Raw genomic sequence first — 13,746 nt, forward strand, 5'->3', positions numbered from 1 at the left:
CGGGATGGTCCCGGCGCCGGAGGCGCCGCGCTCACTCGGCGACGAGCCGCGTGCTCTCGCGGAAGGGGTGAGCCGGATAGGTGCCGATGATGCGCAGCTCGCGGGAGAAGAAGGAGAGCTCGTCGAGGGCGCGGCGCAGGGGCGCCTCCTCGGGATGGCCGTCCACCTCGGCGTAGAACTGCGTCGCGGTGAACTGGCCCTCGACCATGTAGCTCTCGAGCTTCGTCATGTTGACGCCGTTCGTCGCGAAGCCCCCGAGCGCCTTGTAGAGCGCGGCCGGCAGGTTGCGGACCCGGAACACGAAGCTCGTCACGGTCGGCCCGCTTTCGGGCGGGGGCGGTGACGGCTCGCGGGCGAGCACCACGAAGCGGGTGGTGTTGTGGGCCTCGTCCTCCACGTCCTCCTCGATGATGCTCAGTCCGTAGATCTCGGCGGCGAGCCGCGGCGAGAGGCTGGCGCGGGTCGGGTCGCCGCTCAGCGCCACCTCGCGGGCGGCGCCCGCCGTGTCGGCGGCCACCACGGCCTTCAGCCCGCGGCGGCGGATCACCTTGCGGCACTGGCCGAGGGCGTGGACGTGGCTGTAGACCGTGCGGATCTTCTCCGGGTCGGCGCCCGGCAGCGCCATCAGCTGGAAGTGGATCGGCAGGAACTGCTCGCCGACGATGTGCAGGCCGGAGGCCGGCAGCAGGTGATGGATGTCCGCCACGCGGCCCGCGATGGAATTCTCGATCGGGATCATGCCGAGATCGGCGGTGCCGTCCGAGACCGCGGTCAGCGCATCCTCGAAGGTGGCGCAGGGCAGCGGCGTCCAGTCCGGATAGGCCTCGGCGCAGATGATGTGCGAGTTCGCGCCGGGCTCGCCCTGGTAGGAGATCGTCCTGGTCATGGGGAGGGAGAAGGCCTTCCGTCATACGAAATCCGGATGATTGCTTCGCAATGCGGATTTCGGCTTCGCTCAATCGCCGCGCGGGCTTGGTGATACGGTTTCCGAACCGATCGGTTCGGAAACCGTATCAGTTGAGGCGCCGCGCCGCCATCACGGCGCGGGCGCGGTCGAGGTCGTGGGGGGTGTCGACGCCGAGCGGCACGTCGTCGACCACCACCGCATCGATCCGCATGCCGGCTTCGAGGGCCCGCAGCTGCTCGAGCTTCTCGCGCCGCTCCAGCACGCTCGGGCTCAAGGAGACGAAGCGCTCCAGGGCCCGGCGACGATAGGCGTAGAGGCCGATATGGTGGTAGAGCGGCCCCTCGCCCCAGGGGGCGGTGGCGCGGGTGAAGTAGAGGGCGCGCAGCCGGGTCGGCGTGATCGGCGAGCCCACGAGCTTGACCACGCTCGGCTCGGTCCGCTCCTCGTCGCGGGTGATCACCGCGCAGAGGGTGGCGATGTCCACCGCCCTGTCGGCGAGCGGCGTCACGGCGGCCGCGACGATGCCGGGATCGATCGTCGGCAGGTCGCCCTGCAGGTTCACCACCACGTCGTGGCGGCCCTCGGGGTCGATGATGCCGAGGGCCTCGGCGAGGCGATCGGAGCCGGAAGGATGGTCGGGCCGCGTCAGCACCGCGAGCCCCCCGACCGCCTCCACCGCCGCCACGACCGTCGGCGCATCGGTGCAGACCACCACGGGGCCGAGGCCGGCCGCGATGGCGCGGCGCCAGACATGCACGATCATCGGCTCGCCGCAGATATCCGCCAGCGGCTTGTCCGGCAGGCGTGTGGCGCCGAGGCGGGCGGGGATCAGGATCAGGGGATCGGACATGGTCGATCGGGTCTGGGGCGCGAGGACTGGCCGGCTGTTCGAGCCGCTCCATAGAGCATTTTCGGCCAATCCCGCCACCGCCGCCGCGCGCGGCGGGACGGCGGCGGCCCGCCGCACCGGGGGCGCTCTCCACATGCCGCTCCCTCTGCGACCAACCGACATTGCCGCAAGCCATTGTCAACGCCGCAGGAGAACGGCTAAGCACCCGCCCGTGTTGTTCCCGTGCGCGCGGCCCTGATGCGGCCGTCCCGACTACCCCCAACCGCCTACGAGGCCCTGCTCGTTCGAGCACCGGAGCTGCCGAGACATGGATTCCTTCGAGCTTAACAAGGTCGCCGGTGCCGTGCTCGGCACGCTGTTGTTCGCGATGGGCACGGGCTTCCTCGCCGAGCTGATCTACAAGCCGAAGCCCGCGGGGGATCACGGCTACCCGCTGCCCGCGGCCCAGGAGGAGCCGGCCGGCGGGGGGGCCGCCGAAGCCGCCAAGGAGGAGCCCCTGCCGGTGCGCCTCGCGAGCGCGGATGCGGCCAAGGGCCAGTCGGCCGCCAAGAAGTGCGCCGCCTGCCACAGCTTCGACAAGGGCGGCCCGAACAAGGTCGGCCCGAACCTCTGGGGCATCGTCGGCCGGCCGAAGGGCAGCCACGAGGGCTTCAACTACTCGGCCGCCATGAAGGCCAAGGGCGGCGATTGGTCCTATGACGACCTCGACCATTTCATCCACGCGCCGAAGGGCTTCGTGTCGGGCACGATCATGGCCTTCGCGGGCGTGCCCTCGGGCGCCGAGCGCGCCGACATCCTGGCCTACCTGAAGACGCTCTCGGACAAGCCGGTGGACTTCCCCAAGCCCTGACCGGGCGCGGGATGCGGGACGAAAGGCCGGGCTCCCGCCCGGCCTTTCGCGTTTCGGAAGGCGAAGCGCGGGATCCCGGGCGGGCGGGGACCTGCGCGCCTGAGACCTGCGCGCTTGCGACCTGCTTGGGGCGGGTGGCGCGGGGGGATCACGGGACTTAAGAACAGGGGCGACCCCACGACGGCCCGGCCCATCCGGCCGGGCGCCCAGCCGGAGGATCCCCCCGCGTGATCGCCCGCCGCCTCGCCGCGCTCGCTCTCGTTTGCCTCACGGCGCTCCCCGCCACTGCCGCGGAAGCGCCCTGGCGCCATGGCCTCTCGCTGCTCGGCACGCCGAAATACCCGGCCGACTTCACGCATTTCGCCTATGCCAACCCGGAGGCGCCCAAGGGCGGCCTGCTGCGGCTCGGCTTCCAGGGATCCTTCGACAACCTGAACCTCGTCGTCGCGGGGGTGAAGGGCGACCTCGAGAGCGAGATCCCGATCATCTACGACACACTGACGACGGAGGCGGGCGACGAGCCCTTCACCTCCTATGGGCTGCTCGCCGAGAGCGTGCAGGTGGCCGAGGATCTCGGCAGCGTCACCTACCGCCTGCGCCCGCAGGCCAAGTGGCATGACGGCGCGCCGGTGACGCCCGCCGACGTGGTCTTCTCCTTCGGCGTGCTGAAGGAGAACAGCCCGCAATACGCCTTCTACTACCACAACGTGGCCAAGGCCGAGGCGGTGGGCGAGCGCGAGGTGCGCTTCACCTTCTCGGAGAGCGGCAACCGGGAGCTGCCGCAGATCGTCGGCCAGATGCCCGTCCTGCCCAAGCACTGGTGGGAGGGCAAGGACGCGAATGGCCGCCCGCGCAACCCGACCGAGACCAGCCTCGAGATCCCCCTCGGCTCCGGCCCCTACCGGGTGGCGCGGGTCGAGGCCGGGCGCACCATCACGTACGAGCGGGTGCCCGACTATTGGGGCCGCGACATCCCGGTGAACAAGGGCCGCTACAACTTCGACACGCTGCGCAACGAGTACTATCGCGACGCGACCGTGCTGATCGAGGCCTTCAAGGCCGACCAGTTCGACTGGCGCACCGAGAACATCGCCCGCAACTGGGCCACCGCCTATGACGGCTTTCCGGCCGTCCGGGAGGGCCGGATCCTCAAGGAGGAATTCCCCTCCCGCGGCAGCGGCATCATGCAGTGCTTCACCTTCAACATGCGCCGCCAGAAATTCGCCGATGCGCGGGTGCGCCGGGCGTTCAACCTCGCCTTCGATTTCGAGGAGATGAACCGCACCCTGTTCTACGGGCTCTACAAGCGGATCGATTCCTACTTCTTCGGCACCGAACTCGCCTCCTCCGGCCTGCCGGAAGGGCGCGAGCGCGAGATCCTGGAGAGCGTGAAGGACAAGATCCCGGCCCAAGTCTTCACCGAGCCCTACCGCAATCCCGTGGGCGGCAGCCCCGAGGCGCAGCGCGCCAACCTGCGCGAGGCGGTGCGCCTCCTCCAGGCGGCGGGCTATACGCAGCGCAACGGGCAGATGGTCGAGGCGGCGACGGGCCAGCCGCTCACCGTCGAGTTCCTCGGCTACGACAACTCGGCCGAGCGGATCGTGCTGCCCTACAAGCAGCAATTGGAGCGCCTCGGCATCAGGGTGTCCCTGCGCATCGTCGATCCGGCCCAGTACCAGAACCTGGTGCGCAGCTTCGACTTCGACGCGCTGGCGCTGAATTCCTGGCCTGAGTCGCTCTCGCCCGGCAACGAGCAGCGCGACTTCTGGGGCTCGGCCGCCGCCGACCGGCCGGGCTCGCGCAACCTCGCGGGCATCAAGGATGCGGGCGTCGACGCCCTCATCGACAAGGTGATCTTCGCGAGCGATCGGGCGGAGCTCGTCGCCGCGACGCGGGCGCTCGACCGCGTGCTCCTCGCCCACGACTACGTGGTGCCGCAATGGGCGGCCGGGGTCACCCGCACCCTGCGCTGGAACCGCTTCAGCCGCCCCGCCACCCTGCCGCAATACGGGGGCTCCGGCTTCCCCTGGACATGGTGGTACGACCAGGCGCTCGCCGCCAGGACGGGGGTGGCGCGATGAGCGCGACCCGCCGCACGCTCTTGAGCCTCGCGGCCGGCGCCGCCCTCGCGGGGGCCCTCCCCCGCCCACCGCGCGCCCAATCGGGCCCCCAGGCGCCCGACGCCCAGGCGGACGAGCGCCACGGCCTGTCGAGCTTCGGCGAGCTGAAATACCCCCGCGACTTCCAGCGCTTCGACTATGTCGAGCCGATGGCGCCGCGCGGCGGCACCTTCTCGGCGCAGATCGCCACCACCACCGGCAACCAAGCCTTCGAGACCTTCAACACGCTCAACATCTACGTGCTGAAGGGCGACGGTGCGGCCGGCATGGACCTCACCTTCGACAGCCTGATGACCCGGGCCCTCGACGAGCCCGACGCGCTCTACGGCCTCGTCGCCCGCTCGGTCCGGGTGAGCCCGGACGGGCTCACCTACCGCTTCGCGCTTCGCCCGCAGGCGCGCTTCCACGACGGCTCGCGCCTGACCGCCCGGGACGTCGCCTTCTCGATCAGGACCCTCAAGGAGAAGGGCCACCCGCGGATCTCGCAGGTGCTGCGGGACGTGGCCGACGCGGTCGCGGAGGGCGACGAGGCGGTCAGCGTCACCTTCGCGGCCGGGCGCAGCCGCGACCTGCCGCTCATCGTGGCCGAACTGCCGATCTTCTCGGAAGCCTATTACGGCGGACACGACTTCGAGGCCTCGACGCTGGAGGCGCCGCTCGGCTCGGGCCCCTATCAGGTGGCGCGGTTCGAGGTCGGGCGTTTCATCGCCTTCGAACGGGTGCGCGACTATTGGGGCGCCGACCTGCCGGTGAATGTCGGCCAGAACAACTTCGACGAGATCCGCTTCGAGTATTTTCGCGATCGCGACGTCGCCTTCGAGGCGTTCAAGGCCGGGGCCTTCACCTGGCGGGAGGAATTCACCTCGCGGGTCTGGGCCACGGGCTACGACTTCCCGGCCGCCCAGGAGGGCCGGGTCAAGCGCGAGACCGTACCGGACGCCACCCCGTCGGGGACGCAAGGCTGGTGGTTCAACACCCGCCGGCCGATCTTCAAGGATCCGCGGATCCGCGAGGCGATCGGCCTCGCCTTCGACTTCGAGTGGTCGAACCAGAACCTGATGTACGGCGCCTATCGCCGCACGGCGTCGTTCTTCGAGAATTCGGACCTGAAGGCGGAGGGCCCGCCCGGGCCCGAGGAGCTGGCGCTGCTCGAACCCTTCCGGGGCCGGGTGCCGGACGAGGTGTTCGGCCCGCCCTGGTCCCCTCCCCGTTCGGACGGGTCGGGCCAGGACCGGGCGCTGCTGCGCCGTGCCGATGCGCTCCTGCGCGAGGCCGGCTGCACCCGCGACGGCGGCCAGCTCAGGCTGCCGGACGGGCAGCCCCTCGCCTTCGAGTTCCTCGATTCGAACCCGGTCTTCCAGCCGCTGGTGCAGCCCTTCATCAAGAATCTCGGGCTTCTGGGCATCCGGGCGACGTCGCGGATCGTCGATCCGGCCCAGTACCAGGCGCGGCTCAAGGATTTCGACTTCGACGTGGTGTCGGCCCGTTTCGGCGGCTCGCTGACGCCGGGCGCGGGCCTGCGGGAGGTCTATGGCAGCCGCAGCGCCGCGACGCCCGGCTCCCAGAACCTCGCCGGGATCGCCGATCCGGCGGTCGACGCGCTGCTCGACCGCGTCGCCACCGCGGCGACGCGGGCGGAGCTGACCGTGGCCTGCCGGGCCCTCGACCGCTGCCTGCGGGCGGGGCGCTACTGGGTGCCGATGTGGTACTCCGCCTCGCACCGGCTCGCCCTCTGGGACATCTATGGCCGCCCGGCGGAGCTGCCGAAATACGGCCTCGGCGCCCCGGCGATCTGGTGGCACGACGCCGCCCGGGCGCGGCGGATCGGACGCGGGTGACGCGATGGCGAACTACATCCTCCGCCGCCTGCTCCTGATGATCCCGACCATCCTGGGGATCATGCTGATCTCCTTCGTGATCGTCCAATTCGCGCCGGGCGGCCCCGTGGAGCGCGTGCTTGCCCAGCTCCAGGGCCAGAACACCGCGATGTCGCGCGTCTCGGGCAGTTCGGGCGACCTCGGCGCGCCGGCATCCGGACCGCGCGGCGGCGGCGAGACGAATTCCCGCTACCGCGGCGCGCAGGGGCTCGATCCCGCCTTCATCAAGCGCCTGGAGCAGCAGTTCGGCTTCGACAAGCCGGCCCACGAGCGCTTCGCCAAGATGATCTGGGACTACGCCCGCTTCGACTTCGGCAAGAGCTATTTCCGCGATGTCTCGGTGCTGCAGCTCATCCGCGAGAAGCTGCCGGTCTCGATCACGCTGGGCCTGTGGATGACGCTGATCTCCTACGCGGTCTCGATCCCGCTCGGCATCCGCAAGGCGGTGCGGGACGGCTCGCCCTTCGACGTCTGGACCTCGGGGGTCGTGATCGTGGGCTACGCGATTCCGGGCTTCCTGTTCGCGATCCTCTTGATCGTGCTGTTCTCAGGCGGCTCCTTCCTGCAGATCTTCCCGCTGCGGGGCCTCACCAGCGAGGGCTGGCAGAGCTTCCCGCTCTGGCAGAAGGTGACGGATTACCTCTGGCACATCACGCTGCCGATCCTGTCGATGGCGCTCGGCGCCTTCGCCACCTCGACGCTGCTCACCAAGAACTCCTTCCTCGATGAGATCCGCAAGCAATACGTGCTCACCGCGCGCATGAAGGGTCTGTCCGAGCGACAAGTGCTCTATGGGCACGTCTTCCGCAACGCCATGCTGATCGTGGTGGCGGGCTTTCCGGGCGCCTTCATCTCGGCCTTCTTCGCCGGCTCGCTCCTGATCGAGACCATCTTCTCCCTGGACGGGCTCGGCCTCCTCTCCTTCGAGTCGATCGTGAACCGCGACTACCCGGTCGTGTTCGCGAACCTCTACATCTTCTCGCTGCTCGGGCTGGTGGTGAACCTGATCTCGGACCTCACCTACAGCTGGATCGACCCGCGGATCGACTTCGAGAGCCGGGCGGCCTGAGGGGTCCGGCGGCCTGCGCGATGCGGCACCGGGGGAGAGGATCCCGCGCCTGATCCTGCCGGCCCGGATCGGAGAGAGAGACTCAGTGCCGCGTGCCGGCCGTCAGGGCGACCGGCCCGTTCTGGCCGCGCCCGCGGCACGGGATGCTCATCACGCGGCCGAGATCGTCCGGCCGCGGTAGGCGTGCGTGGCTGGCCTTCATCACGGCGAGATTCGCCATGATATCGTCCGGGAAGGACGACACCCGCCGCGTCGTCGCATCGACGTGGAGCGACATGTTCTCGGACGAGGCCGCGACCCAGCCGTCCTGCGCGTGGCGGATCTCGGAATAGAAGTGCAGCCGCTTCTCGTCGAAGTCGATCAACTGCAGCGTCACCCGCACGCGATCGTCACGCGTCAACTCTCGCCGGTACCGCACATGGACTTCGGCGGCAAAGTAACTTGCCTGACGCTCCACCACGTAGTCCGGCCCCAATCCGACGATGCCGAAGGCTTCATCGACCGCGCGGTCGAACAACACGTGATAATAGGCCATGTTCAGATGGCCATTGTAGTCGATCCAGTCCGGCTCGACCGCCATCGTCGATGAGACGAAGGGGGCGAAGAAGAACACCGATGCGGTTCGCTCGTGTGCCATGGCGGACTCCCTGGCAAGCGCGGCGGGATCTCTGGATTCCGCGGTCCGGCGTAACATGCTCGTCCGATAGGTCTACCCCCCAGGAAGGGGGGCGATGCGCCACAAGGGCGATTTACAGAGGCTTGACTGTGATTTTTGCACAACATATCAGCACCCGCGACATTACGCCGCAAGCAGTGTGACAGGAGGATGAAGGATGCGTAGACGGCGTGACGACACGAGCCGGGCGAGCCGGCCGCGCCGGGAGGCCCGATGATCATGAATGCACCCAGTCCCGCCCCGCTGCGCGAGCGCCCGAGCCAGGAGACGGTGGCGGCGGTGACCGCCGCGCTTGCCGCCCGATTCGGCAACCGCCTCGTCACCTCGCAGGCCGTGCGTGAGCAGCACGGGAGCACCCTGACCTGGGTGCCGAACCAGCCGCCGGACGCGGTGGTCTTCGCGCAGAGCACCGAGGAGGTGCAGGAGATCGTGCGGATCTGCGCCGCGCACCGGATGCCGGTGGTCGCCTTCGGCACCGGCACCTCGCTCGAGGGCCACGTGAATGCCCCCTTCGGCGGCGTGTCGGTCGACCTCTCGCAGATGAACCGGGTGCTCGCCGTCCATGCGGAGGATCTCGACTGCGTGGTGCAGCCGGGCGTGACCCGCAAGGCGCTGAACGAGCATCTGCGCGACCAGGGGCTGTTCTTCCCCATCGATCCCGGCGCCGACGCCTCCCTGGGCGGCATGGCGGCGACGCGGGCCTCGGGCACCAATGCGGTGCGCTACGGGACCATGAAGGACAACGTGCTGGCGCTGACCGCGGTGCTCCCGAGCGGCGAGATCGTCCGCACCGGCTCGCGGGCGCGCAAGAGCTCGGCGGGCTACGACCTGACGCGGCTCCTCGTCGGCTCGGAGGGGACGCTCGGCATCATCACCGAGCTGACCCTGCGGCTCTCTGGGATTCCGGAGGCGATCTCGGCCGGCATCTGCCCGTTCCCGACCATCAAGGCGGCCTGCGATGCGGTGATCATGACGATCCAGTCCGGCCTGCCGGTGGCGCGGATCGAGCTCCTCGACGAGGTCCAGGTCGCGGCCTGCAACGCCCATTCGAAGCTCACCCTGCCCGAGACGCCGCTGCTCCTGGTGGAGTTCCACGGCTCGGAGGCCGGGGTCGCCGAGCAGGCGGAGCGCTTCGGCGAGATCACCGCGGAGTTCGGCGGCGGCCCCTACGAATGGGCGACGAAGGCCGAGGAGCGCTCGCGCCTCTGGCAGGCCCGCCACGACGTCTACTGGGCGGCGAGCGGGATGCGCCCGGGCGCCAAGGTGATCGCCACGGATGTCTGCGTGCCGATCTCGCGGCTGGCCGAATGCGTGGACGAGACCAAGCGCGACATCGTCGCGAGCGGCATCGTCGCGCCGATCGCGGGCCATGTGGGGGATGGCAACTTCCACACCTCGCCGCTCGTGATGATGGACGATCCCGACGAGATCGCCCGCGTCACCGCCTTCATCGAGCGCCTCGTCGCGCGGGCCATCGCCATGGAGGGCACCTGCACGGGCGAGCACGGCATCGGCCAGAAGAAGATGCGCTTCATGGAGATCGAGCACGGCTCGGCCGCGCTCGAGCTGATGCGCAGCCTCAAGCGCACCATCGATCCGGACAACATCATGAATCCGGGCAAGGTGCTGGCGGTCTGAGACGCCGGCTCCAGGGCGCGGCCGGGCGCCCCTCAGGCACCGGGCGCGTGAAGCGTCAGCACCCGCGCGATGCGCTCCCGCGCGCTCCCGTCGTCCCGGGCCCGCCGGCAATCCGCCACCGCGGCGCGGGCGGCATCCACTGCAAGAATGAGCGCGCTCATGGTGCGGATGTCGGTGGCATGCGAGCGGGCATGGCCCACCACGTCGACCACGAGGCCGTCGATCTCGATGGCGAGCGCATCGAGGGTGGCCGCGTCCGGGGCCGTGCGGGCCTCCGACAGGATCGAGAGGAGGCGGTCGAGCACCGCGTCGATGCGCGCGCGCTTCTCGCGGGCGAAGCGCTGCCCGAGCCAGGCCCCCGCGGAGCCGAGCCCGCCGCCGAAGAAGGCCACGAGGTAGATCCAATCCTCGTAGCGCTGCAGGAAGGTCTGCTGCTCGCGCTCGAAATAGTCGACCGCGCCCGGATGGTTCGGCAGCCGGGCGCTGGTCGCGGCGACGGAGCTGTCGAAGTCCGGCGCCTTCATCAGGTTGGCGGTGGTGGTGCGGGCGGCGAGCCGCGAGCGCAGCTCGAACAGGTGCTGGGTGACCCGCGCGGCGGTGTCGCGGTCGAGGGAAGCGCGGGCCATCAGCCGGTAGGAGGCGCCGACCGTGCGCACCTCCTCCTCGGGCCGCTTGGGCCGCCCGCCGAAGGTGCCGGCCGGGATCGTCATGGCCTGGAGCTCGGGCAGGCGCTGGATGATGGCCTCGCCGTCCGGGATCGCCACCAGGACGGCGCTCCGGTCGGGCGCCGCGGCCTCCACGGCCCGGACCACATGCCCCGCCCGGCGGGACGAGGGGGCGGCGATCACCGCAACCGCGTCGATCCGGCCGCTCGTCAGTGCGGCGGTGATCTCCTCCGCCCGCAGCGGCACCAGGGTCACCGTCCCGGGCGCCCCGGCCCGCTCGGCCGGCGCCTGCGCGAGGTCGTAGTAGGTCAGCAGGCTCGTCACGAAGGGCTGGTCGGCCCCGTGATGGGCGACGAGGCCGAGGCGCTTGCCCGTGAGTTCGTGAAAGGCGGTGATGCCGGCGGCGGCGGGCGCGGCGACCACCAGCGCCTCGTCCTGCAGCACCGCGAGGGTGAGGCCGTTCTCGGGCAGCCGCACGTCGGGACGCACCACCGCGAGATCGGCCTGACCCGCCTGCAGCGCCGCGGCGCTGTCGCGCACGTCGTCGAACGGGACGACCTTCAGGCGTATATCCTCCTGGCCGCGGGCGAGAGCCTCCGCGTAGGCCTCGATCAGCCGGGCCTCGACCCCGTCGCGCGGGCCCACCGCCACCCGGAGGGTCGTCGGCCGCGTGAGCACGAGCACGAGGGCGGCGAGCGCGAGGAGCAGGAGCCCGCCGGTCAGCAGAAGGGTATCGCGCCTGTGGAGAATCGTCGGCATCACTCCTCACACCGGATGCGGGTCAAAACCATTGAAGACGCCTCCGCGATCCCTGCGGCGCACGAGGATGCCGACCGGCATGGCGGAATGACGGCGCTTCCGATCAGCGCGGCCTCTCTGGAGCGGGCGGCCCTCGCCTATCTGGAGCGCTACGGCGCCTCGACCGACATGCTGCGGCGCGTGCTGCTGCGCCGGGTCGCCGGGCGCTGCCGCCTGCGCGGCGAGGATCCGGCCGATTTCGCCGCCCTGGTGGAGGCGGTGGTCGCGAAGGCAGGCCGGGCCGGCCTCGTGGACGACACGATCTTCGCCGATGCCAAGGTCCGCACCTTACGCCGCCGCGGCGGCTCGGCCCGGGCGATCCACGCGAAGCTCGCGGCGAAGGGCGTCGATCGCGAGACCGTGCAGGCGGCCCTCGCCGCGCACGAGGCCGACAGGGGGGAGGACGACGAGGCCGCCGCGGCCCGGGCCTATGCCCGCCGCCGCCGCCTCGGCCCCTGGCGCCGGGCGGAGGAGCGGGCGGAGGCGCGAATGCGGGATCTGGCCGCGATGGCCCGGGCGGGCTTCGCCCCCTCGCTCGCGCGGCGGGTGATCGACGGCGAGGGCGAGACCGGAGCCGCTGCGCCCGACAGGGAGTAGCGCCCCCGGCGGCCGGCCGCGCTCACAGGGGTCTTGTTCACATGCGCCTGTTCACATGCGCCTGCTCACATGGGCCTAGCGTGGAGGATCGCGGTCCTGACCGCATTGCGGCGGGCCCGCTCGATTATCGCCTCGTCCTCCACGATGCGCCTGGCCCAATCATGTGCCGCGACGGCCGCGGCGACGTCGATCCTGATGCCGCGCGCGATCTCGCGCGGCCCCGGTGTCGGGTCGGCGAAATAGGCCGCCACGGCCGCGCTGAGGTCGTGGTCCGTCACCGCCTTGATCCTGAACAGCTCGCCCAGCGTCGGGCGCTCGCTCCCAGTCATCGGCTCTCCTGCGTGATGCCGCCGGCCGCCCCGCGAGGCCCTCGCGGTGCGCCGGCCGGCCCAGGACCTGCCCGATGCGCGTTTCAGCAGAATTGCGTGGACGTCGCTCGCCGCGACACACGCCCGCCCGGCCCGCTGCCGCAGGGTCTATAGCCTGCGGCCCCCGACAGAGCGGTAGGGGCGCAGCCGCGCCTTCAGGATCTCGCGGCCCCCCACCTGCCGGCCGTCCCGGCTCTCCTGACCCCTCGCCCGCTCGGCAGCCGCGAGCGGCACGATCGCCAGCCCCGCCGCCGCGAGCGCGTCCCCGTAGGCTCCGATCGCGGCGCGCGCGAGATCCTCCGCGTCACGGGCCTCGATCCCGTACGGGGTGCGGAGCTGGCCATCCTGATGCCGGATCGCCTGCGCCACGAGGGTGGCGATGACAGAGCTCATTCTCACCTCACCTGAACTGGCCGATCGCGAGACCGGGAACGGGGCATGCGGCCGTCGCAGCGGTCGGTGCAACAGCGCACATCGGCCGTCCCGGGAGATGGCCGCAGCATGCGCCCCTTGCGATAAGGTCCGATGACGCCCTTCCGCCAAGGCCCTGTGGCCGACGGTCACGGTCCAGGCTCGTCTCGGGATGCGGTCGCCTCCCGGATCGGCCCTTCGTCGCCGGCCCGATCCGCCGCACCGCTCGCGAGTTCCTGCGGTGTCGCGCTCTCCTGCGCCGAACCGGTTCTCCGTCCGGACATCCGACGCCTCGAAGGCGTGGGAGTCCGGCCTCACGCCACCTCCCGGCGCTTGTCCCCGTCCCTCCCCGTGTCATCGTCGTCGCGCCGGATCACGCTGATGCGTCCGTCGCCCTCGATGGATGCAATCCGCACCATGGCGGGATCCTCGATGCCCTGCTGCCGGAGCTGGCTCATCAGCTCCGCATGCGTGATCATTTCCCGGCGCATGTTCCTCCAGCAGATCTCGCCATCGACGACCAGCGGCAATCGTCGCGGCGTGATGAAGCGCTCGAAGGCCGGGAACCGGTAGCCGAGCCAATCGATGCCGTAATTCCAGCCCACGATGGTCAGGACGAGCAGCACACCTTCCGTGAGCGACTTGTACTCGTTGGAGAAGGCGTTCTGCGATACGTCCGCGATCAGAACGATCACCAGCAGGTCCGCCAGGCCGACCGCTCCGGCCTGGCGCTGCATCACGAAGCGCAGGATGACGAAGAGGGCGAGGTACATGATGGTGCCGCGCAGGGCGATTTCCACCAGGGAATGCTCCGGCACGAACAGGGCTCGCCAGTCAGGCATACCATCCTCCTTGCGCGGCGGGTGCCGCTCCGATCACCTCCTCCGATGAGCCGGTCCTCGCGTGCCGGGGAGTGCCGT

13 protein-coding genes are annotated in these 13,746 nt (G+C 70.5%); 6 read left to right on the top strand and 7 right to left on the bottom strand.

Annotation, left to right across the window (positions count from 1 at the left end; all coding sequences use genetic code 11):
- Nucleotides 1-31: 31 nt before the first annotated feature.
- Together MNOD_RS02510 and MNOD_RS02515 are read right to left on the bottom strand one after the other, a co-directional pair.
- Nucleotides 32-886, bottom strand: coding sequence for a prephenate dehydratase (locus tag MNOD_RS02510; protein ID WP_015927262.1), 855 nt, complete (start codon nucleotides 884-886; stop codon nucleotides 32-34).
- A 127-nt stretch (nucleotides 887-1,013) separates the two neighbouring features.
- On the bottom strand, nucleotides 1,014-1,757 hold the full coding sequence (locus MNOD_RS02515) for a 3-deoxy-manno-octulosonate cytidylyltransferase (protein WP_015927263.1): 744 nt from the start codon (nucleotides 1,755-1,757) through the stop codon (nucleotides 1,014-1,016).
- Between the two features lie 307 nt (nucleotides 1,758-2,064).
- On the opposite strand from MNOD_RS02515, the gene MNOD_RS02520 reads away from it, so the two are divergent.
- The 4 genes from MNOD_RS02520 to MNOD_RS02535 all read left to right on the top strand — a co-directional run bounded on the left by MNOD_RS02520 (nucleotide 2,065) and on the right by MNOD_RS02535 (nucleotide 7,673).
- Nucleotides 2,065-2,607 carry a c-type cytochrome gene (locus MNOD_RS02520; RefSeq protein WP_015927264.1) on the top strand — a complete coding sequence of 181 codons (543 nt, stop codon included), beginning with the start codon at nucleotides 2,065-2,067 and terminating at the stop codon, nucleotides 2,605-2,607.
- Between the two features lie 227 nt (nucleotides 2,608-2,834).
- The gene (locus tag MNOD_RS02525; RefSeq protein ID WP_015927265.1) at nucleotides 2,835-4,688 is read left to right on the top strand and encodes an extracellular solute-binding protein; all 1,854 of its coding nucleotides are present in this window, start codon (nucleotides 2,835-2,837) and stop codon (nucleotides 4,686-4,688) included.
- Entirely contained in the window at nucleotides 4,685-6,565 is a 1,881-nt protein-coding gene (locus tag MNOD_RS02530) for an extracellular solute-binding protein (protein ID WP_015927266.1), read from the top strand. The genes MNOD_RS02525 and MNOD_RS02530 overlap by 4 nt, the downstream gene beginning before the upstream one ends.
- A gap of 4 nt (nucleotides 6,566-6,569) precedes the next feature.
- On the top strand, nucleotides 6,570-7,673 hold the full coding sequence (locus MNOD_RS02535; protein ID WP_015927267.1) for a microcin C ABC transporter permease YejB: 1,104 nt from the start codon (nucleotides 6,570-6,572) through the stop codon (nucleotides 7,671-7,673).
- Between the two features lie 82 nt (nucleotides 7,674-7,755).
- Here the strand turns inward: MNOD_RS02535 and MNOD_RS02540 are convergent, their stop codons facing one another.
- Nucleotides 7,756-8,310: a thioesterase family protein gene (locus MNOD_RS02540; protein ID WP_015927268.1), complete on the bottom strand. Its 555-nt coding sequence runs from the start codon at nucleotides 8,308-8,310 to the stop codon at nucleotides 7,756-7,758.
- A gap of 258 nt (nucleotides 8,311-8,568) precedes the next feature.
- Between MNOD_RS02540 and MNOD_RS02545 the strand changes: the two genes are divergently transcribed.
- Nucleotides 8,569-9,987, top strand: a complete 1,419-nt coding sequence (locus tag MNOD_RS02545) for an FAD-binding oxidoreductase (protein WP_015927269.1) — start codon at nucleotides 8,569-8,571, stop codon at nucleotides 9,985-9,987.
- A gap of 32 nt (nucleotides 9,988-10,019) precedes the next feature.
- Here the strand turns inward: MNOD_RS02545 and MNOD_RS02550 are convergent, their stop codons facing one another.
- Entirely contained in the window at nucleotides 10,020-11,411 is a 1,392-nt protein-coding gene (locus tag MNOD_RS02550; RefSeq protein WP_015927270.1) for a TAXI family TRAP transporter solute-binding subunit, read from the bottom strand.
- Nucleotides 11,412-11,498: 87 nt separating this feature from the next.
- Here MNOD_RS02550 and MNOD_RS02555 point away from each other — a divergent pair, with 87 nt between their 5' ends.
- Nucleotides 11,499-12,047, top strand: coding sequence for a regulatory protein RecX (locus tag MNOD_RS02555; protein ID WP_244424646.1), 549 nt, complete (start codon nucleotides 11,499-11,501; stop codon nucleotides 12,045-12,047).
- 65 nt (nucleotides 12,048-12,112) lie between these two features.
- Here MNOD_RS02555 and MNOD_RS02560 read toward each other — a convergent pair whose 3' ends face one another.
- The 3 genes from MNOD_RS02560 to MNOD_RS02570 all read right to left on the bottom strand — a co-directional run bounded on the left by MNOD_RS02560 (nucleotide 12,113) and on the right by MNOD_RS02570 (nucleotide 13,668).
- Nucleotides 12,113-12,376, bottom strand: a complete 264-nt coding sequence (locus tag MNOD_RS02560; protein WP_015927272.1) for a hypothetical protein — start codon at nucleotides 12,374-12,376, stop codon at nucleotides 12,113-12,115.
- A 147-nt stretch (nucleotides 12,377-12,523) separates the two neighbouring features.
- Nucleotides 12,524-12,808 (bottom strand): hypothetical protein, encoded by a 285-nt coding sequence (locus MNOD_RS02565; RefSeq protein WP_015927273.1) that lies wholly within the window; start codon nucleotides 12,806-12,808, stop codon nucleotides 12,524-12,526.
- A gap of 332 nt (nucleotides 12,809-13,140) precedes the next feature.
- Nucleotides 13,141-13,668: a DUF421 domain-containing protein gene (locus MNOD_RS02570; protein ID WP_015927274.1), complete on the bottom strand. Its 528-nt coding sequence runs from the start codon at nucleotides 13,666-13,668 to the stop codon at nucleotides 13,141-13,143.
- Between the last annotated feature and the right edge of the window lie 78 nt (nucleotides 13,669-13,746).

It is taken from the genome of Methylobacterium nodulans ORS 2060, assembly GCF_000022085.1.
Classification (GTDB): domain Bacteria; phylum Pseudomonadota; class Alphaproteobacteria; order Rhizobiales; family Beijerinckiaceae; genus Methylobacterium; species Methylobacterium nodulans.

What these genes read in the sequence shown, in the direction of transcription:
- MNOD_RS02510 (WP_015927262.1), bottom strand. Translation starts at nt 886, where the DNA reads ATGACCAGGACGATCTCCTACCAGGGCGAGCCCGGCGCGAACTCGCAC.
- MNOD_RS02515 (WP_015927263.1), bottom strand. Translation starts at nt 1,757, where the DNA reads ATGTCCGATCCCCTGATCCTGATCCCCGCCCGCCTCGGCGCCACACGC.
- MNOD_RS02520 (WP_015927264.1), top strand. Translation starts at nt 2,065, where the DNA reads ATGGATTCCTTCGAGCTTAACAAGGTCGCCGGTGCCGTGCTCGGCACG.
- MNOD_RS02530 (WP_015927266.1), top strand. Translation starts at nt 4,685, where the DNA reads ATGAGCGCGACCCGCCGCACGCTCTTGAGCCTCGCGGCCGGCGCCGCC.
- MNOD_RS02535 (WP_015927267.1), top strand. Translation starts at nt 6,570, where the DNA reads ATGGCGAACTACATCCTCCGCCGCCTGCTCCTGATGATCCCGACCATC.
- MNOD_RS02540 (WP_015927268.1), bottom strand. Translation starts at nt 8,310, where the DNA reads ATGGCACACGAGCGAACCGCATCGGTGTTCTTCTTCGCCCCCTTCGTC.
- MNOD_RS02545 (WP_015927269.1), top strand. Translation starts at nt 8,569, where the DNA reads ATGAATGCACCCAGTCCCGCCCCGCTGCGCGAGCGCCCGAGCCAGGAG.
- MNOD_RS02550 (WP_015927270.1), bottom strand. Translation starts at nt 11,411, where the DNA reads ATGCCGACGATTCTCCACAGGCGCGATACCCTTCTGCTGACCGGCGGG.
- MNOD_RS02555 (WP_244424646.1), top strand. Translation starts at nt 11,499, where the DNA reads ATGACGGCGCTTCCGATCAGCGCGGCCTCTCTGGAGCGGGCGGCCCTC.
- MNOD_RS02560 (WP_015927272.1), bottom strand. Translation starts at nt 12,376, where the DNA reads ATGACTGGGAGCGAGCGCCCGACGCTGGGCGAGCTGTTCAGGATCAAG.
- MNOD_RS02565 (WP_015927273.1), bottom strand. Translation starts at nt 12,808, where the DNA reads ATGAGCTCTGTCATCGCCACCCTCGTGGCGCAGGCGATCCGGCATCAG.
- MNOD_RS02570 (WP_015927274.1), bottom strand. Translation starts at nt 13,668, where the DNA reads ATGCCTGACTGGCGAGCCCTGTTCGTGCCGGAGCATTCCCTGGTGGAA.